Genomic DNA, 17810 nt, shown 5'->3' on the forward strand with positions numbered 1-17810 from the left:
CACGCGTGGTCGCTCTGGTGAAGCGGCGAACTTATTTGGCAGGCGCCGCCGCCGAAGCAGCCGTCGCGAGCAAGAGGATTTTTCTTAACATGTGCCGCTCCCTGTTTGGTCGTTTTTGTGTCGGCCGCGGTGCTGGCGGTGGCAACTCGCAGAAGAACCTACCTCGCCGCGGCGGATGCGCTAGGACCAACGCCGGTTACTCTGCGGGGTCGAGTTCGGTGAAGGAGCCGGTAGCTCCGTTCAGAACCACTGCCTGAGCCAGCGCTTCTCGAGGAGAACCTTCACAAGGTGCCAGCGGCGCCCAGGTGGGCGGATCTTTACCTGTGGTACTGGCTCCGCGTAGAAGTTGCCCTTCCCCAAGCCCGCCTTGCCATCCCCCGTCTCGATGAAGCACGCACCCTCTCCCTCGAAGGATGCCCGCTCTCCCTTCCCGGTGATGCTGCGCACGATGTTGCGCGCAACGATCTCGGCTTCGGCGTGGGCGAACACGCCTGCCTTAGGCAGCGGCTTGCCGAGCTTCAAGGGAATGGCAACGACATCGCCGAGAGCGTAGACGCCGTCGTACTGCGTCTCGAGCGTGTGACGATCGACCGAAACCCAGCCGCTCTCGCCAACGAGGCCTGACTCGCGCACGACCTTCGGGGCTCTGTGCGGCGGGACATAGGCGAGAAGGTCGAAGAACGCCTCCGAACCATTCGTGAACTTGAGTCGCTGGCCGCTGTCGTCCACTTCCTTGATCTGGTGCTCGGGGTGGTAGGCGATACCCTTTGCCTCGACCATCCCGCGAACAGCCTTGGAAACCTCGGGGCCAGCCACCCCCATTGGACCCGGCTCGGCCGCGTAGAGGTCGATCTGCGTCCTGTCACGAATCCTTCGCTTTCGGCATGCGTACTCGAGCAGCATCGCGGCCTCGTACGGTGCTGCGGGGCACTTATAGGCCGGAGCGGCCGTCAGCACGATCAGCTTCCCGCCGGTGAACCCGGCAAAGGCATCCCGCAGCGCCTCGGCGCCGGCGAGCGTGTAGAAGTTGTGACCCGCTTCCCTCGGCCCGGTACGGCCTCCGTTGCGAGTTCCGCCCCGAGGGCGATGATGAGGTAGTCGCCGGTCAGAGTGCGACCCGAGACGACGATCTCTCGCTTCCCGGGTTCGATGCGCTCGATCTCACCTCGCACGACTTCGACACCGTGTTTCTCGAGTCGGGTCATGGGGCGTGAGATCTGCTCGGCGGTGCGACTCCCCGTTATCAGCCAGAGCAAGGAAGGAGCAAACACGAAGGACGATTCGCGCTCGACGAGCACCACTCGGTGCCGCGGCGGCAGGGCCTTGCGGAGTTCGGTCGCCGCCGCCAGTCCACCGACCCCTCCACCAAGTATGAGTACCGTCTTTGATGTCATCACGTGTCCTCAGAAGATCAGGGTCTTGTCGGCTTCGATCGTCCAGGCCGTCCACTCGTCGAGGGAACTCCGATGTGTGCCCTCAGCGAGCTCCGCTTCGGTGATTCCACGCGCGTCCATGCAGGTGCCGCAGACACCGACCCTGCCCCCGCGACGCGTCACCGCGGCGAGCATGGTCTGGACGTTGTAGTAGCCTTGCGGCACTTTCTGGCCGCTCTTGGCACAGCTGGCGGCATCGCCGGCGAGGAAGACTTTCACTTCGATACCGTCCTGCTTCGCGAGCGAGGCCGCGAGGCGGAGCCCGTTGTAGGAGCGCTCAGAGCCATAGGGAGGGTCGTTTAAGATGACCAGTGCTTTCATGCTGCTTCCTCCGTCGTGGATACTTCGATGGGGAGTCCGGCGGCCCGCCACTCGGGGAAACCATCCATGAGCCGCCTGGCGTAATGACCGCGCGCCCGAAGAATCTCGACCGCGCGGAAGGCAAGGACGCAATACGGCCCCCGGCAGTAGGCCACAACCTCCTTCCCAGTGGGCAGCTCGCTGATGCGATTCTCGAGTTCCTCGACGGGAACCGACACGGCACCCGGAATGTGGCCGGCCCGGTACTCGTCTGAAGGGCGCACATCGAGCACGAGGACGGCGCCCGCGCGCGCTCTCTCAAGGAGGTCTTCTCGTGCAACCGGCTCAAGTTGATCTCGCGCGGTGAGAAAGGTTTCGACGATCCTGCTCACCTCGGCCAGGTGGCGCTCGGCGATTTCGCGAATCAGCCGCGACAAGTCGTAAATGTTGGGGTCAGTGAGCCGGTAGAACACATAGAGGCCAGCCTTTCGGGAATCGACCAATTGTGCCTGCCGAAGCACGTGCAGGTGATGCGAGGCGTTGGCGACCGAAAGACCCGTCTCCCGGGCGAGTTTCTCTACCGTTCGCTCACCCTGGGCGAGGATTTCAAGCAACTCCAGGCGGCGACCGCTTCCGACAGCCTTTCCGATTCTGGCAAGTTGGTCGTACAGACGGTCCTTCAGTCTTCGGCGGGACACGGCAGAGACCCCATTAGAGTATTCCAATGGTTACTTGAATACTCTGCCCTGTCAAGTGCCAGACAGAACTGGATCCTCGGCGAACCGGTAGAGACTGACGCGCATGATGGTGCTCGTGGACTTGATCCCTGAATCCTGCAACCTGCTGCCAAGCTGCGACCCAATCGTTATTCTGCAAGCGCATACTCGCTCTCAACAAGGCCGCTACCAGAAGTTGATAGCTGCAGGAGATGATTGGATGAACCCGTCCGAAATTGACAACACGGTCGCGACGCTGGCTCGCCACAAGGACGAATGGGCGACGTTGCCCATTCGCCGGAAAACAGCCCATCTCAAAGAGCTCCGGACAAAGGCGGACGAAATCGCCGAGCGCTGGGTGAACGCGGCGGTCGAGGCGAAGCGCATTCCGAGGGATTCGCCACTCGTCGGCGAGGAATGGATCTCGGGACCCTGGGCATTGTTGAGAGGGTTGAACGTCCTGATCGGAACGCTCGAGAAGCTCGATAAAGGCGAGGCGCCTTTTTCGGACGGAGCCGTGCACACGCGACTGGACGGCCAGGTTGTCGTGGATGTCTTTCCAGGGAGCCTCTTCGACCGCCTGCTGCTCAGCGGAACTTCGGCGCAGGTCTGGATGCAGCCGGGTGTGACCGCGGAAAATCTCGCTGACCATACAGCGTCGTTCTATCGGCAGCCGTCGCCTCAGGGAAAAGTGGCGCTCGTTCTGGGTGCAGGGAACATCGCCAGCATCGCCCCGCTTGACATGCTTTACAAGATGTTCGCCGAAGGGATGGTGTGCATGCTCAAGATGAATCCGGTGAACGATTACCTCGGTCCGTTCTTCGAGGAGATTTTTTCATCCCTCGTCGCTGGCGGTTTCGTCGGCTTTGCCTATGGCGGTGCGGATGTCGGCGCGTATCTGGTCGCCCACCAAGGAGTGGACGAAGTCCACATCACGGGAGATTATCGAACGTACAATGCGATCGTATTCGGTGGCGGTGAGGAAGGAGAGAAGCGGCGCCGTCGCGACGAGCCCGTGGTCAGCAAGCGCGTGACCGCCGAGCTGGGAAACGTGTCGGCGACGATCGTGGTGCCGGGTCCGTGGAGCGATGCGGACCTCGCGTACCAGGCCGAGCATGTGGTGGCGCAGAAGTCACACAACGGCGGATTCAATTGCGTTGCCGCGCAGGTTCTGGTACTGCCGGAGGAGTGGAACCGCTCGAATGATTTCATCGCGTCCGTGCGCAGGACGATGCAGAGCATTCCGGCGCGCGAGTCGTACTATCCGGGCGCAGCGCAGCGACAGGGCGCGGCGGTGGCGGCACATCCAGAGGCCGAGCTGCTCGACGAGCCATCCGCGATCGATGCGCCGCGAGCACTCATTACAGGGCTCGATGCGGCGAAGAAAGACGAGTACTGCTTCACGCATGAATTCTTTTCCAACGTTCTTTCGGTAACCAGTCTCCCTGGAAAGAGCGCCGCCGAATTTCTTCGGGCGGCAGTGAGTTTCGCCAACGAGAATCTGTGGGGGACGCTCGGTGTCAACCTCATCGTTCATCCACGGACGATGAAAGAGCTGGGCCCGGCGTTGGACGAGGCGATCGCCGAGCTGCGCTACGGATGCATCGGGATCAACGCGTGGATCGGCGTCGGCTTTCTCCTGGCAGAGACACCATGGGGCGCGTTCCCGGGACACGCGCGGAACGACATCCAGAGCGGCACCGGCGTGGTGCACAACTCGCTGCTGTTCGACAAACCGCAGAAAGCCGTGGTTCGACAGCCGTTCTTTCCGTTCCCCAGGAATCTGCTGCACGGCGAGATGCACGTGTCGCCCAAGCCACCGTGGTTCGTGACGAACAAGCAGGCGCACACCGTGGGACGGCGCATTGCCCGCTTCGAGGCTCGCCCAGGCTGGAGACGCCTGCCCGGAATCTTTCTCGCGGCGCTGAGGGGGTAATCGACGGCGGTCGGTTGGCTAGTTGAATTCAAGTGGCGTCAGCACCCCATCCTTCTTCACCCCGAGCCGAATCGGCCGTGGCGCACCGCGGCGGGGGATCGTGACCTCGACCCATAGCTCTTCCCTGGCGGCGCGGCGCGATGGGTCGGTCACGTGCTCGGGAATGAAGTACGCGAGCGGCTGCTCGAGCACTGCCACGCGCTGGTCGCGCTGGGACGCCCGCGCGTATAGGCCGCTTGAGCGAGGCGAAGGCAGGGCAACGAGTTGATGATCCCGTACGGACAGTGCAATCGGGATTGGCTGCGGTGGAGGAGTCCGGGTGCTGCCGTTGGGATTGACTATGGTGTGTGAGACTGGAAGATCGAGGTCTTGGCCAACGGCGGCCTCAATCCGAAGGCTGACGTATCGCCCGCGGATCGGCAGGTTCGGATCCACCGGCGCCGCTGCTCGACGCGATCGTCGCGGCCCGATCTCGCCAGGCCGTCAGAAGGGCTTGAAGCCGGGACTGCCGTACCGCGTCAGATGCATGAGGTCGTAAACCGGCACCGCGTACGCCAGAATCACCAGCACCACCGCCACTACAAACCAGAGTTCGAGTCGGTCCCAGATGCCTTTCCTGAAACCACCCGCTGGCGGGGATAGCGGCTCGGCCCATTCGATCGGCACGACGGCGGTGCGCTTGCCGGTCAGCAGCGTGGCGATCATCACGACCACGAAGCATCCCGCACTGGCAAAGAGCACGATGCCTCCCAGGGCTGAGACGCTGGTGAGTGTGTGCCACATCTCCGCCTGGGGCGCACCGGCGTAGTCGGTGGCGAAGACGCGTCGGGGCAGTCCCATGAGACCGGCGATGTGCCCGGTGAACGAGAAAAGGACCATCCCCAGGAACCAGAGGAACGGCTGCACCTTGGCCAGCAGGCCAAGCTCGAGCTCCCGCCCGGCGATCCGCGGAACCAGGTAGTAGCATGCCCCCATGAAGGTCAGCGCCGCGGCGCTGCCGACGGTCAAATGGAAGTGCGCCGGAATCCACGCCGTGTTATGAACCACCGAATTGAGTACGTACGCCGCGTTGATCGCCCCGCCAAAGCCGCCCACCATGAAGAGCAGTCCCGCGAACAGCACCGAGGACACCACCGGGTTCCCCCAAGGCAGCGCGCGAATCCAGCCGAATAGACCCTTGCCACCCCGCAACCGGCCCGCCACCTCGAGCGAAGCGACCACCGTGAAGGCGGTCACCAGGCTCGGGAAGGAGATCGCCATCGTATTGAAGGTGTGGAACAGCTTCCACGCGGCGGGGATGCCCGGATCCTGGTACTGATGGTGGAATCCCACCGGTGTGGAGAGAATCAGGAACAGGGAAAAGGTGACCCGGGCCAGCGGTTCCGAAAACAGTTTGCCCCCTGCTTCCCTGGGCACCAGCGCATACCAGATCACATAGGCGGGAAGGAGCCAGAAATACACCAGCGGGTGACCGAAGAACCAGAACAGTGTTCGTGCCAGGAGCGGATCCACCGTCTTCACCCACCCGAGCGACCACGGGATGAGCTGGAACAGCATCTCCGACGCCACTCCAATCGTCGCCAGCAGCCATAGCATTGCATTGGCGGTCGTCCCATGCATCGCGAGACTGACCGGTGACTCACCTCGCCGGCGGCGCGATTCCCGCCAGGACGCGATGATGCTCGCGCACCATCCCCACGACGCCACCACCACGAGCGTCAGACCGATGTAAAACGCCGGATGGGCCTGGAGCGGGGGGTAGAATGTGTACAGCACGCTCGCCCGGAAGGTGAGGATCGCCCAGGCGGCCATCACGGTGCCGGTGACGGCAATCCCATACATGATCCACCCGAACCGCAGCCACCTGATCTCGCCATTCTCGCGCTGGGCGACGGCATAGCCCAGCGCCATGATGAAGAAGGTGGTGAAGACCAGCGCCATCAGCACGCCGTGGGCCGTCACCGACATGTAATACATCCGCGCCGACCGGTAGGGCACTTCGAGGTTCGCGCGGGAGAGCGCCTGCATGACCGCCATCGCTGCGGCGACGCCGAACGCGAGCACCGCAACCCAGATGTGGGCCAGGATGAGCCGGTTAGCGCGCGGCATCAGCGACTCCCGCCGTCGAGGTCAGCGCGCCGGGCTGCTGCCAGCTGCCCTTCGGCACCACCTTGAGTTTGCTCGCCATGGTGTGGTGGCCCACCCCGCAATACTCGTTGCACGCGATCAGGTAGTCACCCGGCTTGAACGAGGTGGTGAACTGGCTCACATAGCCCGGGATGACCATTGACTGGCCGTTGGTGCGCACAATCTGAAAGCCGTGGATTACATCCACGGTCGTCATGTGGAACGTGACGGGGGTCTCCGCGGGGAGCACCATCTCACCAGGCAGCCAGGCGAACATCATCCCGACAACCGACACGTGAACCGCACCACCGGCATCGACCGTGACGCCCTGGCGGCTGAACAGAGGATTCTGAAACACCTTTTTCGGGTCAATCGTCTCGACGTGGGACGGGGGGTGGAACCCGTGCCGGATGGAGGCGTTGGCGAGCGAGCCGAAAAACAGCGCCAGCATCACCCCGACCCCCCACATCCACACCCGCTCGTACAGATCGATCTTCACTGGGTCACCGCTCCCCGGCCGAGATAGAGCCAGATGTACACCGCAAACCAGCCGGCTACGAACAGCACCACGTACAAACCGACAAAGGCGAATGTACCAATGGGATGTTTCGGCAAGCCTTCCGGCATTTCGGACATGGGTCGGCTCCTTGGGCGACGTAGTTCCGGACTTCGCGGGCTGGTCAGGCGGCTGACCAGATCGCGTTGGACAGCCTATCTCTGCTCAAACACCGGAGGAGGAACCGGGAGGCTCCTTACGAGTCGAAAGCCCGAGCGGGACGTAGACTGGGCAGTGGGCTACGAAGCTGGTGAGCAGAAAAGCGACCGCAACAACGCCGAGAATGATGGCGAGCGTGCCGCTGATGCGACCGGTGAAGTAGAGGACGGCGATGCCGATCGCGATGAGCGTCCGGATCAGACGATCCGCGGTACCCATGTTCTTCTTCATCTGTCCCTCCGTAGAAGTGGACTGGCAGGCGATCAGCTTTCAAGAAGGCGCTCTGCCACCAGCACGATGACAGTGATCACCGAGAAACAAAGGAGACAAGCCTGGTGCCTCGCGAACATACGGGGGATGAAGGCAATCTGCAACAACGCCGGAATCGATCTCGATCTTCACGCGACCTTTCTCATTCTCCTCGCGTGGATCGCGCTCGCCGAGTATCAACGCCTTGGTACGGCATCGGCGGCCGTAGAAGGCGTGGTCCTCACACTCGGCGTTTTCCCGTCGGTCGTGCTGCACGAGCTGGGACACGCCCTCACCGCCCGACGCTACGGAATAAAGACTGCCGGGATCACGCTCCTGCCAATCGGCGGCGTCGCGCGCTTGGAGCGCATGCCGGACCGCCCAGCGCAGGAGCTGGCGATCGCGATCGCCGGCCCTGCGGTCACCGTGGCGATCGTCACTGTCCTCTATCTCGCGCTTCGCATCACGGGAATACCGACGTGGCCGCCCGCAACCATCTCTGAATCGGAAAGGCCTTCGCCCTGCTCTTTGGGATTCTGGGATTGTTCGTCCTGGCGAACCCGTTTCTTGCCCTCATCGCGCTATTCGTCTGGATCAGTGCCGGCGGCGAAGCCATGGCGGCGCAACTCAAGACGGTCATCGCGGACGTACCCGTCTCGCGGGTCATGGCGACTGACATTCGCACGCTCTCTCCGACCGACCCGCTCTCTGTCGCAATCGGGCAGATACGGGCGGGCTTTCAGCACGACTTTCCGGTGACGCACGATCATGAGGTTACCGGGATACTGACGCGCGAAGCGCTGCTGAAAACGCTCACGGAGGGACGTCGTGACATGCTCGTGAGCGACGTCATGCAGCGTAGCTTCATCACGGCGGAGGCCGATGAGCCGTTGGAGAAAGCGATGGCGCGACTGCAAGCGTGCCATTGCCGGACGCTCCCCGTGATCCGCGGCCGTGAGCTGGCGGGCCTGCTGACGATGGAGAAGATTGGCGAGTTCGTGGCAATCGAATCCGCTTCGCGCGCGAAGAAAGCCTAGTCAGGCGGGCGCGGATCGTGCTGAGTTGAATCGAGGAGGAGGATAGCCATGCCAAGAACTGCAATGAACCTGATCGACCCCGCAGTGCGCAGTTGCATTGATGAGTGCGTGCGCTGTAACGAGGTCTGCCTGTCGACGGTGCCGTATTGTCTGGAGCAGGCCGGCCGACATGCCGAGGAAGCCCACATCACGCTGCTTCTGGATTGCGCGAAGATCTGTCAGACTGCGGTGGACTTCATGCTCCGCGGCTCCGATGAACACGGCCGCATCTGCGCGGCGTGCGCGGCGCTGTGTCAGCGCTGCGCTGAAGACTGCGACCAGTTCGCCGGCGACGACGTCATGCACGCCTGCGCTGAAGTCTGTCGGCAATGCGCGGATTCGTGCGAGCGGATGTCAAGGACAAGCGTATAGGACACCGCTCCCCCAGTCTCAGGTTAGCGAGGGAGAAAGCGACCTACTGCTCATCGGCGCTTACGCGCGCGCCGAGCGGAGTCTCATACCAACGCCGCGTCAGTTCGCCACATGAAGGACTCCGCAATAGGCTCCTGAAGTTGACGCTCATGTTGGAACATTGCATGGCTATCGGGCTCTTTTTCAATCCGAACTGCCGCCGAGCGAATCGAGGTACTGGATCTCCTCCGGGGTATCGCGATTTTCGGAATGATCCTGGTCCATTTTTTCGATCGCGCGTGGGAAACGAGTCGGTTCGACGCAGCATCGAGGACTGCAGTGGCCATGTTTCTCGAGAACAAGGCCGCGACGACGTTTGCGATTCTGTTCGGCGTGGGATGCGCCATACAGCTCGTCCGCGCGCAGCGCAGGCACGACATCGGTTACGTCTGGCGCTACGTCCGCCGCATGCTGCTCATCGCCGCGTTTGGCTACCTCGCAATGCTCGGCATCGGCTACAACGTTCTTTTCGGATATGCGGAATGGGGGCTCCTGTTATGGGTCGTACGGCGGTGGTCGGTGCGGTCGCTCGCTTCGCTCGTACTCGCATGGAGCTATCTGGCAGTGATCGGCCAGCATCTCTGGCACACGACCTGGCTATCCTCGCTTCCCGCGACGTTCATGCCTTCAAACACCTTTACCATGCTGTTGATCGGCGTGCTGGCTTACCGGGTCGGAGTGTTCGACCGACCGCGTGAGCACACTCGCCTTCTCGCAGCAGCGATGGTCTTCGGCGTGTTCTGATGGTGGCTCAGATGGTTTGTCCTTCCGTTCCCAGGCGGGCCTGCGGCCGTTCAGCCTGGTCGGCCGGATGGCGCTTACGAACTACCTCCTGCAGATCGCCGTTCTCGACGTGCTCTTTTCCAGGCACGGCCTCGGTCTGGCGATGAGACCGGCCTATGCTCTTCCGAGCGCGATTGTCGTCTTCGCGTGCATGGCCGTTACGAGCGGGTGGTGGTTCGCCCGCTATCGGTGGGGGCCGCTGGAGTGGCTGTTGCGGACGGGGATGTACGGAAAGCTTCAGCCGATCCGCCGAACGCCGGCCAAGGGCGACATCATGGGGTTAGTTGGCTGATTGGTTGGCCTTCTCAACAGCTCGTCTTCTTCAGTGCCCGGATGGCGTGGATCCCCGCGGCATCCCCAGGCAGTCGAGTCGTGGTCACGCTACATCCGACATCGGAGAGATCGCATTTGGGCGGCTGGCTAACTCCCTGGTCAGGTCGCGCGGTCAGACGCGCCCATTATGGCGCGAGCGGAGCGAAGACCCCACAGCGCCAGACTGCCCACTATAAGAAACGCGATTGCAGAGATCCAAACCGGGATTTCCACGCCGGCTACGAGGACCGGCCATCCGCGAACGAAGCGGACCAGCTGCACCAGCGCAAGGAGACTCAGAAAGAGTCCCGAGACGAGTTCATAGCGTCGCATGAGGCATTCTCCGGAGAAAAGTGACATGGCAGAACAAGGCTGGCGTCCGGCAGCGTTCTAGCTCTGCTGCGCTGACATAGGATCGCCTTTACCTAATGCTTGGACGAGACGGTTGTGAGCGCAATACCTTCGACCAGAAGCACCGCGGCAGCACAAGTAAACGCTGCGTCTCAGCCGGACCCTTCCGCAAACCATTCGCGTCCCGCCGCGAAGCTGGCCTTGAACGAGGCTGGGTTGGCAGCGACCACTGCAGTCTTCAGCTCCTCGAGATGCTGCTCAAAACTGGAGATAGCCGCCGCGATCGCAAACCCGTTTTCCAGCGCGATCGCGCTCCACATCTCGGGCGAGCTGCCGGCAAGTCGAGTCAGATCACGCCCGCCTCGGCCAAGCTCCGAACGTGTCAAACCAGCGTCCCGCAAAGTGAGAGCGAGTGCTGTCGAGAGAACGTGCGGGAGATGACTCAGCCATGCCATTCGGGTATCGTGCGATAGCGCATCCATCGTGGTCGGAATAGCGCCAAGTGAAATCCAGAAATCTTCCGCGGCCTGAATCGCTTCGCGACGAGTGGTCGATGCCGGACAGAGAAAAACCCGCTCGCCCTGGAACATGTCAGCCCGCGAAGACTGCCATGCCGAGCGATGATCGCCGGCCAGCGGATGAGAGCCGACGAAACGCGGTCCCATCCCCGCCGCTTCGGCGGCTTGCACCACGAGTTGCTTGGCGCTGCCGACATCGGTGACCAGTGTCGCATGGGTGGAAAGTCGCGCCAGCCGCGGAATGATCTCCCGCGCCGCGTCTCCCGGCAGGGCGAGGACGATGATGTCTGCGCTTGCTATACCGTTCAGCTCGTCGTCCAGCTCGGATTCGATGCCGTGCTCGGACATCGCCGCATCCACCGAAGCGCGGTTGCGGTCGAACCCGACGACTCGCACGCCCCGCGCAGAAAGTGCACGCGCCACCGATCCACCGATGAGCCCGAGACCGATCACAGCGACAGTTGGCGACGCCATCAATCGGCTTCCTCCTGCACGCGCCGCGACAGGCCGACGATGTGCCAGAAGATTTCCCGCACCGGCTCCTCGGGAACCCCGAGCTTCCGCGCATGCGATACCGCACCCCGAATGACTGTAGCTTCGCGCTGAGGATCCAGAATCGGCAGGCCCGAAGCGCGCTTCAGTCCCGCTGTGCGACGCGCGATCGTCAGGCGTCGCGCGAGCAGATTCACCAGCTCCTGATCCAGCCTTTCGAGATCCTGCCGGCACGCGTGAAGCTCCGCCAGTGTCTCCGACTCTTCGCTGTGTTCGGTCATCAGACGGGAACTGGAACGCGGAGCGAGCGGCCTGCTGCCACCGCGAATGGCTCGAGTCGCTGCATGAAAGTGGCGAACGCGGCGAGAGGGAGGGACTGGTCACCGTCCGAAAGAGCGTGTTCCGGATCTGGATGAACTTCGACGATCAGACCATCCGCGCCGGCCGCGATTGCCGCAAACGAAAGCGGCGCCACCAGGTCTGCATCTCCACCGGCATGGCTTGGATCAACGATGACCGGCAGATGCGTCTCCCGCTTCAGGACGGGAATGGCCGAGATGTCGAGAGTGTTGCGAGTGGACGACTCGAACGTGCGTATGCCCCTCTCGCACAGCACCACGTTGGGATTTCCGTGCGACATGATGTATTCGGCCGCCATCAGCAGCTCGGTCACCGTTGCGGACATGCCGCGCTTGAGTAGAACCGGACGTTGAACTCTGCCGAGCTCCGAAAGCAGGGCAAAGTTTTGCATGTTGCGTGCTCCGACCTGCAGCATGTCGGCGTGTGCGGCGACGAGATCAACGTGACGAGTGTCGAGCACCTCGGTGACTACGGGCAAGCCGACTTCCGTGCGAACGTCAGCCAGCATGCGCAGCGCTTCGAGACCAAGACCCTGAAAGCTGTACGGTGACGACCTCGGCTTGAATGCCCCGCCTCTCAGCATGCAGGCCCCCGCGGATCGAACGTATCGGCTCGTTTCTTCGAGCATCTGACGGTTCTCGACCGAGCACGGACCGGCTATTACCGCGATATCCTCGCCCCCGAAGATCGCTCCGAATCCCGCTTGAACGATCGTTCGGCCGGCCGCAAAATCCCGCGAAGCAAGCTTGTAGGGCTTGAGCACCGGCATCACCGACTCCACGCCGGGGAGCGTGCGGAGCGGAATGCTCTCCAGCAGCGCTTCGTCGCCGATGCAGCCGATGATCGTTCGGTGCTCTCCGCGCGAGAGGTGAGTGCGCAATCCAAGCCCTTCGATGCGCTCTCGGATATGATCGAGCTCCGCTTCCGAGATGTTGGACCGGGTGATGATGATCATGGTGGCCTGCTTTGCTGAGGATGCGTTCGGCTTCGGTATGAGCGACAAAAAAGGCCCGTGGATTCACGGGCCATCGAGATGCGCGAGACAGTTTGCTGAATGCCTGCTCTAATCGCGCGTACACTCCCGATAGCGGCCCGTGATATGGGTCGGACAGGAATACGCGTAATAGCTCTGGCGGATCTGCATGGTGCGAGGATAGTGGTTTGCCAGAACCGTTGTCAAGAGAACATTGTCCTGCAAGTCAGGCGGCGGGTGCGTGAGTCCGACGTTTTGCACCAGCCCGAAGGAGTTGTGCGGCGATGCCGGCAATTGCAGCGCAGGCCGCGCAGCTTTGGTGCGTCATAAGACGGTGTCGTCCCCGGGCACTAAAACCTCACGCGCGTCGTCGACCATGGGACTCGGAACGAGCACGGTGAATCCGTGAGCGCTCGCGCCCTCGAACCCCGGCCCAAAGATCCCGACGATGTCATTCCCGCGCCGTATGGCGTGGATCCCTGCGGCATCGAGGCGCACGATGGCCAGATCGGCCTCATACCCCGCGGCATACGTGGCAACTGGCACCCAAGTACTGTTGGAACTTGTCACGCGCCTGCCTCCTGATGAGGAGCGCTGTGCATCCGTCCAGGTGCGGCAAGCACCAGTTGTCTCCGCATCATCTCAGTCTCTCCTCGTCTTTGTGACATTGAAGTCATTCTGATACTCGATCAAAACCACAGCTGTTGTCTTCGGATCCATGTGAGATTCCTCCTGACCAGAGTTTTCCTGGCTGAGTTATAGTACTACGCCGACGTGGGCACGGGAGCATCCGCCGGGTAAACCGCGGACTATCTTCCGCCAGCCGAACTCGCTGCTGTCCCGTCCCTTGCCCCGATACCGCACTCATGAAGCTCTGGCTCGACGCGGACGCAACGCCACGCGAGGTGAAAGAGGTCTGCTACCGCGCCTCCGATCGTCTTCAGATAGACACAGTTCTCGTAGCGAACCAGCGGCTCCAGCTTCCCGTGGGATATGCGCGACTGTCGCTGACTGCGTCCATGGACAGCAGTGGCGGCAGCCTTCTATTCCCCCGCGTCGTCTCTCTCCCGCAAGCGCGCAGCAAGGATCTGTACGCGCTCGTTGAGGCGCGGATGCGTCACCAGATCAAAGTTGCTGAGAACCGCATCGTCCGTGATGTCACGATCGGCTGTCAGGTCCGCCGCGACGACGCGGGCGAGGCGGGGCCACTCGGCGAGTCCGATCGGGCCCGGTGGCCAGCCGTGGTTCCGCGCATGCACCCAGCCGTCCCAGAAGGTGAGCGCGATGTGCAGGCGTCCCAGCTCCGGCGCGGTCCCCCGAGGGAACCGGTGCTCGAGCCAGTCGAAGCGCCGGCCCACCGCATCGTACTGCCCGGCCTCATGGGCATCAGCATCCAGGCGCAGATGCGACACGAGCGCGTCCCGGGCCTCCGCATAGATCATCACGCGACACCTGCCACCGAAAGGATTATTGCTGACATCGAAATATTATAGCGCACACGCGAGGTCTGCTACACTCGGCTAATCATGCCGACGATAAAGGGCATTCCCCGACGGCCTCACCTCCCGGGAACTCTTGGCCATTCGACGTATTATCTTGGAATATCGGCACCATATTCTGGAGGCTTGGCGTGAACACTGCGGCGCATCCGAATAGCGACCCGCGCGTGCGGACAGTAGAGGTCACCGATGACCTCATCACCGTGCATCTGGCGGACGGACGCACGATCAGTGTGCCGCTCGTCTGGTCCTGGCGCCTGTCGGAGGCAACACCCGAACACCGGGCTCGCTACGAGATTGTGGGCGACGGTTCAGGCATTCGCTGGCCTGATGTGGACGAAGACATCAGCGTCCGAGGCATGCTCGAGGGTATCCCCGCCCTACGCCCGCCAACCGATAATCGATAACCGATCAGAATGAAATTCAGAAGGCCATGCTTCGCCATCCAGTCCGTGATGCGTTCGTCGAGGACATCGAAGCGAGTTGCGATAGTGCTCATTATCGGGGCGTTGCTTGTGGAAGGCCTCGAGTGATCTTCAGCGCATTCTGGTAATAGACCTTTTTCAGAACGCTATCCGGAAGGTCGATTCCGTACAGCTTCCAGAAAGCGTGATAGTGACGGTAGTAGTCGAAGTATTCGTCGCGCGTCTCGAAGACACGCCAGTAGTACGGGTATTCCTCCGGCTGGAACGAGTCCTTGCCGAACAGGATGCGGTCCTGATACTTGACGAAGAAATCGTGCGCGGCGTGAGGCTGCCGACCGATGTCGTAGAGCACGGCGCCGACTTCTGTGTACACGTTCGGAAATTCATCGAGAAGTTTTCCGAGCCGGCCGAGGTCGTTGGCGTGCCAGCCCATGTGCGCCGCGACGAACGTCGTCTTCGGATGCTTGCGGAAGAGATTGTCTCTCTCCGTCATCAGCTCGTCGAAGCTCGGGAACTGGTCCTGTGGATACCGGCGGCCGGGGAACAGCGACAGCTCGAGCCAGCGCTCATTGGTGTAGTCCACCATCGGCCGGAAGAATTCCTGCGGGTCGGCCGTGTGAATGAACACCGGAATTCCAAGTCGTGCGCATGCGTCCCAGACTGGATCGAGCTCCGGATCGTTGATGCGCAGACGCGAGCCGTCTGGCTTTTTTATCGAGAGGCCGAGGCTCTTGGAGATCTCTCCGACTCCAACAGCGCCCGCGGCGATGTCAGTCTCCAGTTGCTTGATCGCCTTGTCCGCCCACCCTGCTCCCACATTTCGAAAGTTGATTCCCGCGAGAACGCGCACGCGATCCTTCATCTTCGGCGATGCGTTGATTGCAGTGAGAGCTCGTTGCAGCCGTTCGCCTGAGAGATTGTCGGCCGCGACCATCAGACGGACGTTGATGCTGTCGAGTGCAGCGCCGAGCTGCGCCAGACCCTCGGCGGATTCGATCAGGTCTCGAGGGTGGCCGTGGTAGTCGATCGCGGGATACTTCGCCGCTCGCACCATGTGCGCAGACGTGACGAGCGTGGATCGTGGCCGGTAGTCGAGAATGCTCGGCGCCGGCGATTCTGGTGCTCTGCAGATCTGTGGACGGATTTCGGTTGTGCCCGGCGGGCAGGATTCACCAGCGCCGATCCTGAACTTGCGCGTTCTCCGCGCGGAGCACGACTGGACTCAGGCCGACGTCGCTAAACGGCTGGGCGTGTCTCGGCAGGCCATCAACGCCGTGGAGAACGGGAAGTACGATCCCGGCGTGTCGCTGGCGCTCGGATTAGCGCGACTCTTCGGCGTGACCGTCGAACAGGTCTTCAAACTGGAAACGAACGATGCGGTTGACGCCTAGCGTCCTGTCATTCGCGGTCAGGGATGTTGTTACCACGCGGTGTGGTGGCAATCGGCAGCACCAGTCCCACAATGACGAGAAGCAGTGGGACGCAGAGCGACAGAAGCACGCCGAAGAAGAATTGAGCCTCACTCAGGTCGAGCCGCGTCAGCTTCCACAAGCTTACGACGACCATAACCACACCCGCGACAAAGCAAACGACTTGTCCGAGCCTCCTGTCAAACGCGTCACTGCTGATTGTGTGGCCGAAGAATCGCGTAATCGTGTCGTTCATAATTCGCTCCTCTCTTTTTGGTTATGGGATTGGCAGCGGTTGTAGGCGGGGTTAGCGGGCTCGACATCGCACCATGTCCTCCTCGGAGCGTACGCGTCGGCGGCTACCTTGCTCGTCAGACGGCATGGTCAGCGGGGCTTCGGTCGGCGACTCGACCCCGCGCGGAGATCGAGCGCTTCGCAGAGACTCTCTCCGACGATCTGCAGGGTGGTTCCCACGACGGCGTAGTTGCCCGTTGCGCAACGCTACCAGCGCCGCAGCGCGACCAGCATGTTGTCCGCGCGGTTGTCCCGGTTCACATCCACGAATTCAGCGACCGGCAGTGTTCCGGAATTCACCAATAGCAGCTGTGGTCCCCTCGGCTCGGCGTACCACGTTCCCGTCAGCGGCTCGACCAGACCCAGAGTGACTGCGTGAAGTGCGAGCCGGTTGAACGCTGTCGTGCCGAGCACGCTCGCGAGAGCGCTGCCGACGAGACTGTTCCCGAATCCGCCTCGTGAGAAGACGATGTCGCCGAGGTCTGTGGTGCGTCCCCAGCTGAAATCCTGATACGAGCCGAGTCCGAATCCTTTGTCCAGGCACCACTGCCGTCCCCACACCGGGTGACCCGCACCGGAGCGGCAGAAGCTGGGCGCGCCTTCGCGCAGGTCTTCGTCGATCACGCCGACTCTCCAACGCCCAAGGTTTCGGGCGCTCTCGTCGTCGAGAAACACCAAGGGGTCTCCTCTTCGGTTCGCTAGTCGCATTCCATTTCCAACCGGCTCAATTCGAACGTCGTCACCGCGGCCGCGGGCGAACGCGTGCGAAACTGCCGCGGCCAGGATGACGTCCTGAGGCCGACGGCTTGTGGCGAAGTGGCGGACTGACTGGGGCATCGTACCGGGTGAAACAAGGCGCACGAATTCGCTTCGCGCGCTTCTGCCTGTTGCCCGCCCAGCCGGCGCATCGGCCTTTCCAACTCCCTTACCAGCCGTGCGCGAAGCTCCAGCGGCGCCCGAGCGTCCGGGCTGAGTGATCTGCTTCTGGCCCTGGCCCTTGGTCGCGCCTTTGGCTTTGCTCTGCCCCTGGCCCTTAGCCTGTCCAACGTTACCGCGGCCTTTGCCCTGAACCTCGCCACCGCCGCCCTGGCCTTTCCCACCACCTTTTTCCTGCCCCGTCGCAACCTGCGGAGCCTGGCTCAGCCCCAAAGCTACTCCCACCAGGAAAATCGATCCCTTTAGTCTCATCATTCTGACACCCTCCTGTTTAACCGCCGGGACAAAATCACTATACCGATTGGGCTTCGCTCAGCGCGGCAATCAGCTCGCGACTGGAGTCGGGGATGTCCTCGACGACGCGCCCCCAGACCTGATTGCCGTCGCGGAATGCCGGCGAGTCTCATGGCGTGCTGACGTTGCATAGTTCAGGCCGTTCACTACCAGGCGCGGACGGAGGCGCGGAATCCCCGCTGTCGCGGACGGACTGACGTA

25 protein-coding genes are annotated in these 17810 nt (G+C 62.3%); 7 read left to right on the plus strand and 18 right to left on the minus strand.

Translation table 11 applies throughout. The annotated features are described in order from the left end of the window. Positions 1-240: 240 nt before the first annotated feature. Genes Q7S20_12775 through Q7S20_12790 form a run of 4 tightly spaced genes read right to left on the minus strand, consistent with a single transcriptional unit; the run spans position 241 to position 2431 of the window. A complete protein-coding gene (locus tag Q7S20_12775; protein ID MDO8502708.1) occupies positions 241-957 on the minus strand; it encodes an FAD/NAD(P)-binding oxidoreductase in 717 nt (238 codons plus the stop codon). A gap of 2 nt (positions 958-959) precedes the next feature. Continuing rightward, positions 960-1394 (minus strand): FAD/NAD(P)-binding oxidoreductase, encoded by a 435-nt coding sequence (locus Q7S20_12780; GenBank protein ID MDO8502709.1) that lies wholly within the window; start codon positions 1392-1394, stop codon positions 960-962. Positions 1395-1403: 9 nt separating this feature from the next. After that, a complete protein-coding gene (locus Q7S20_12785; protein MDO8502710.1) occupies positions 1404-1754 on the minus strand; it encodes a DsrE family protein in 351 nt (116 codons plus the stop codon). Then, a complete protein-coding gene (locus tag Q7S20_12790) occupies positions 1751-2431 on the minus strand; it encodes a metalloregulator ArsR/SmtB family transcription factor (protein ID MDO8502711.1) in 681 nt (226 codons plus the stop codon). The genes Q7S20_12785 and Q7S20_12790 overlap by 4 nt, the downstream gene beginning before the upstream one ends. 238 nt (positions 2432-2669) lie before the next feature. Here Q7S20_12790 and Q7S20_12795 point away from each other — a divergent pair, with 238 nt between their 5' ends. Then, on the plus strand, positions 2670-4385 hold the full coding sequence (locus tag Q7S20_12795; GenBank protein MDO8502712.1) for an aldehyde dehydrogenase family protein: 1716 nt from the start codon (positions 2670-2672) through the stop codon (positions 4383-4385). A gap of 18 nt (positions 4386-4403) precedes the next feature. Here Q7S20_12795 and Q7S20_12800 read toward each other — a convergent pair whose 3' ends face one another. From Q7S20_12800 to Q7S20_12820, 5 genes are all read right to left on the minus strand, one after another. Next, positions 4404-4583 (minus strand): hypothetical protein, encoded by a 180-nt coding sequence (locus Q7S20_12800; GenBank protein ID MDO8502713.1) that lies wholly within the window; start codon positions 4581-4583, stop codon positions 4404-4406. Between the two features lie 285 nt (positions 4584-4868). Beyond that, complete coding sequence (locus tag Q7S20_12805) at positions 4869-6494, minus strand: cbb3-type cytochrome c oxidase subunit I (protein ID MDO8502714.1); 1626 nt, start codon at positions 6492-6494, stop codon at positions 4869-4871. Then, the gene (locus Q7S20_12810) at positions 6481-7011 is read right to left on the minus strand and encodes a hypothetical protein (GenBank protein ID MDO8502715.1); all 531 of its coding nucleotides are present in this window, start codon (positions 7009-7011) and stop codon (positions 6481-6483) included. Before Q7S20_12810 ends, Q7S20_12805 begins: the two co-directional genes overlap by 14 nt. Continuing rightward, on the minus strand, positions 7008-7148 hold the full coding sequence (locus Q7S20_12815; protein MDO8502716.1) for a hypothetical protein: 141 nt from the start codon (positions 7146-7148) through the stop codon (positions 7008-7010). The genes Q7S20_12810 and Q7S20_12815 overlap by 4 nt, the downstream gene beginning before the upstream one ends. Positions 7149-7233: 85 nt before the next feature. Next, the gene (locus Q7S20_12820; GenBank protein MDO8502717.1) at positions 7234-7458 is read right to left on the minus strand and encodes a DUF2892 domain-containing protein; all 225 of its coding nucleotides are present in this window, start codon (positions 7456-7458) and stop codon (positions 7234-7236) included. 560 nt (positions 7459-8018) lie between these two features. Here Q7S20_12820 and Q7S20_12825 point away from each other — a divergent pair. The 4 genes from Q7S20_12825 to Q7S20_12840 all read left to right on the plus strand — a co-directional run bounded on the left by Q7S20_12825 (position 8019) and on the right by Q7S20_12840 (position 10038). Next, complete coding sequence (locus Q7S20_12825) at positions 8019-8513, plus strand: CBS domain-containing protein (GenBank protein ID MDO8502718.1); 495 nt, start codon at positions 8019-8021, stop codon at positions 8511-8513. 48 nt (positions 8514-8561) lie between these two features. Further along, the gene (locus tag Q7S20_12830; protein ID MDO8502719.1) at positions 8562-8924 is read left to right on the plus strand and encodes a four-helix bundle copper-binding protein; all 363 of its coding nucleotides are present in this window, start codon (positions 8562-8564) and stop codon (positions 8922-8924) included. A gap of 216 nt (positions 8925-9140) precedes the next feature. Then, the gene (locus Q7S20_12835; GenBank protein MDO8502720.1) at positions 9141-9707 is read left to right on the plus strand and encodes a heparan-alpha-glucosaminide N-acetyltransferase domain-containing protein; all 567 of its coding nucleotides are present in this window, start codon (positions 9141-9143) and stop codon (positions 9705-9707) included. 16 nt (positions 9708-9723) lie between these two features. Further along, positions 9724-10038 carry a DUF418 domain-containing protein gene (locus Q7S20_12840; protein MDO8502721.1) on the plus strand — a complete coding sequence of 105 codons (315 nt, stop codon included), beginning with the start codon at positions 9724-9726 and terminating at the stop codon, positions 10036-10038. A 140-nt stretch (positions 10039-10178) separates the two neighbouring features. Here the strand turns inward: Q7S20_12840 and Q7S20_12845 are convergent, their stop codons facing one another. From Q7S20_12845 to Q7S20_12870, 6 genes are all read right to left on the minus strand, one after another. Further along, on the minus strand, positions 10179-10391 hold the full coding sequence (locus Q7S20_12845) for a hypothetical protein (protein MDO8502722.1): 213 nt from the start codon (positions 10389-10391) through the stop codon (positions 10179-10181). Between the two features lie 170 nt (positions 10392-10561). Then, entirely contained in the window at positions 10562-11401 is an 840-nt protein-coding gene (locus Q7S20_12850; GenBank protein MDO8502723.1) for a prephenate dehydrogenase, read from the minus strand. Then, a complete protein-coding gene (locus Q7S20_12855) occupies positions 11401-11700 on the minus strand; it encodes a chorismate mutase (protein MDO8502724.1) in 300 nt (99 codons plus the stop codon). The genes Q7S20_12850 and Q7S20_12855 overlap by 1 nt, the downstream gene beginning before the upstream one ends. Next, positions 11700-12734: a 3-deoxy-7-phosphoheptulonate synthase gene (aroF, locus tag Q7S20_12860; protein ID MDO8502725.1), complete on the minus strand. Its 1035-nt coding sequence runs from the start codon at positions 12732-12734 to the stop codon at positions 11700-11702. Before aroF ends, Q7S20_12855 begins: the two co-directional genes overlap by 1 nt. Positions 12735-13076: 342 nt before the next feature. Further along, positions 13077-13322, minus strand: coding sequence for a hypothetical protein (locus tag Q7S20_12865; protein MDO8502726.1), 246 nt, complete (start codon positions 13320-13322; stop codon positions 13077-13079). Positions 13323-13795: 473 nt separating this feature from the next. After that, a complete protein-coding gene (locus Q7S20_12870; protein ID MDO8502727.1) occupies positions 13796-14194 on the minus strand; it encodes a hypothetical protein in 399 nt (132 codons plus the stop codon). 188 nt (positions 14195-14382) lie between these two features. Here Q7S20_12870 and Q7S20_12875 point away from each other — a divergent pair, with 188 nt between their 5' ends. Next, positions 14383-14658, plus strand: a complete 276-nt coding sequence (locus Q7S20_12875; GenBank protein ID MDO8502728.1) for a DUF2442 domain-containing protein — start codon at positions 14383-14385, stop codon at positions 14656-14658. Between the two features lie 91 nt (positions 14659-14749). Here Q7S20_12875 and Q7S20_12880 read toward each other — a convergent pair whose 3' ends face one another. Further along, positions 14750-15730, minus strand: coding sequence for an amidohydrolase family protein (locus Q7S20_12880; protein ID MDO8502729.1), 981 nt, complete (start codon positions 15728-15730; stop codon positions 14750-14752). Between the two features lie 43 nt (positions 15731-15773). Between Q7S20_12880 and Q7S20_12885 the strand changes: the two genes are divergently transcribed. Beyond that, positions 15774-16067 (plus strand): helix-turn-helix transcriptional regulator, encoded by a 294-nt coding sequence (locus Q7S20_12885; GenBank protein ID MDO8502730.1) that lies wholly within the window; start codon positions 15774-15776, stop codon positions 16065-16067. A 7-nt stretch (positions 16068-16074) separates the two neighbouring features. Here Q7S20_12885 and Q7S20_12890 read toward each other — a convergent pair whose 3' ends face one another. Beyond that, positions 16075-16341 carry a hypothetical protein gene (locus Q7S20_12890; GenBank protein ID MDO8502731.1) on the minus strand — a complete coding sequence of 89 codons (267 nt, stop codon included), beginning with the start codon at positions 16339-16341 and terminating at the stop codon, positions 16075-16077. 245 nt (positions 16342-16586) lie between these two features. Continuing rightward, a complete protein-coding gene (locus Q7S20_12895; protein ID MDO8502732.1) occupies positions 16587-17570 on the minus strand; it encodes a hypothetical protein in 984 nt (327 codons plus the stop codon). Positions 17571-17810: the final 240 nt, after the last annotated feature.

The organism is Gemmatimonadaceae bacterium (genome assembly GCA_030647905.1).
GTDB lineage: Bacteria > Gemmatimonadota > Gemmatimonadetes > Gemmatimonadales > Gemmatimonadaceae > UBA4720.

Excerpts from the sequence above, each read along its gene's own strand:
- Q7S20_12895 (MDO8502732.1), bottom strand. The coding sequence starts at position 17,570 with ATGATGAGACTAAAGGGATCGATTTTCCTGGTGGGAGTAGCTTTGGGG.
- Q7S20_12855 (MDO8502724.1), bottom strand. The coding sequence starts at position 11,700 with ATGACCGAACACAGCGAAGAGTCGGAGACACTGGCGGAGCTTCACGCG.
- Q7S20_12845 (MDO8502722.1), bottom strand. The coding sequence starts at position 10,391 with ATGCGACGCTATGAACTCGTCTCGGGACTCTTTCTGAGTCTCCTTGCG.
- Q7S20_12795 (MDO8502712.1), top strand. The coding sequence starts at position 2,670 with ATGAACCCGTCCGAAATTGACAACACGGTCGCGACGCTGGCTCGCCAC.
- Q7S20_12815 (MDO8502716.1), bottom strand. The coding sequence starts at position 7,148 with ATGTCCGAAATGCCGGAAGGCTTGCCGAAACATCCCATTGGTACATTC.
- Q7S20_12850 (MDO8502723.1), bottom strand. The coding sequence starts at position 11,401 with ATGGCGTCGCCAACTGTCGCTGTGATCGGTCTCGGGCTCATCGGTGGA.
- Q7S20_12805 (MDO8502714.1), bottom strand. The coding sequence starts at position 6,494 with ATGCCGCGCGCTAACCGGCTCATCCTGGCCCACATCTGGGTTGCGGTG.
- Q7S20_12785 (MDO8502710.1), bottom strand. The coding sequence starts at position 1,754 with ATGAAAGCACTGGTCATCTTAAACGACCCTCCCTATGGCTCTGAGCGC.
- Q7S20_12870 (MDO8502727.1), bottom strand. The coding sequence starts at position 14,194 with ATGATCTATGCGGAGGCCCGGGACGCGCTCGTGTCGCATCTGCGCCTG.
- Q7S20_12890 (MDO8502731.1), bottom strand. The coding sequence starts at position 16,341 with ATGAACGACACGATTACGCGATTCTTCGGCCACACAATCAGCAGTGAC.
- Q7S20_12780 (MDO8502709.1), bottom strand. The coding sequence starts at position 1,394 with ATGACATCAAAGACGGTACTCATACTTGGTGGAGGGGTCGGTGGACTG.
- Q7S20_12885 (MDO8502730.1), top strand. The coding sequence starts at position 15,774 with ATGCTCGGCGCCGGCGATTCTGGTGCTCTGCAGATCTGTGGACGGATT.
- Q7S20_12830 (MDO8502719.1), top strand. The coding sequence starts at position 8,562 with ATGCCAAGAACTGCAATGAACCTGATCGACCCCGCAGTGCGCAGTTGC.
- Q7S20_12820 (MDO8502717.1), bottom strand. The coding sequence starts at position 7,458 with ATGAAGAAGAACATGGGTACCGCGGATCGTCTGATCCGGACGCTCATC.
- aroF (MDO8502725.1), bottom strand. The coding sequence starts at position 12,734 with ATGATCATCATCACCCGGTCCAACATCTCGGAAGCGGAGCTCGATCAT.
- Q7S20_12880 (MDO8502729.1), bottom strand. The coding sequence starts at position 15,730 with ATGGTGCGAGCGGCGAAGTATCCCGCGATCGACTACCACGGCCACCCT.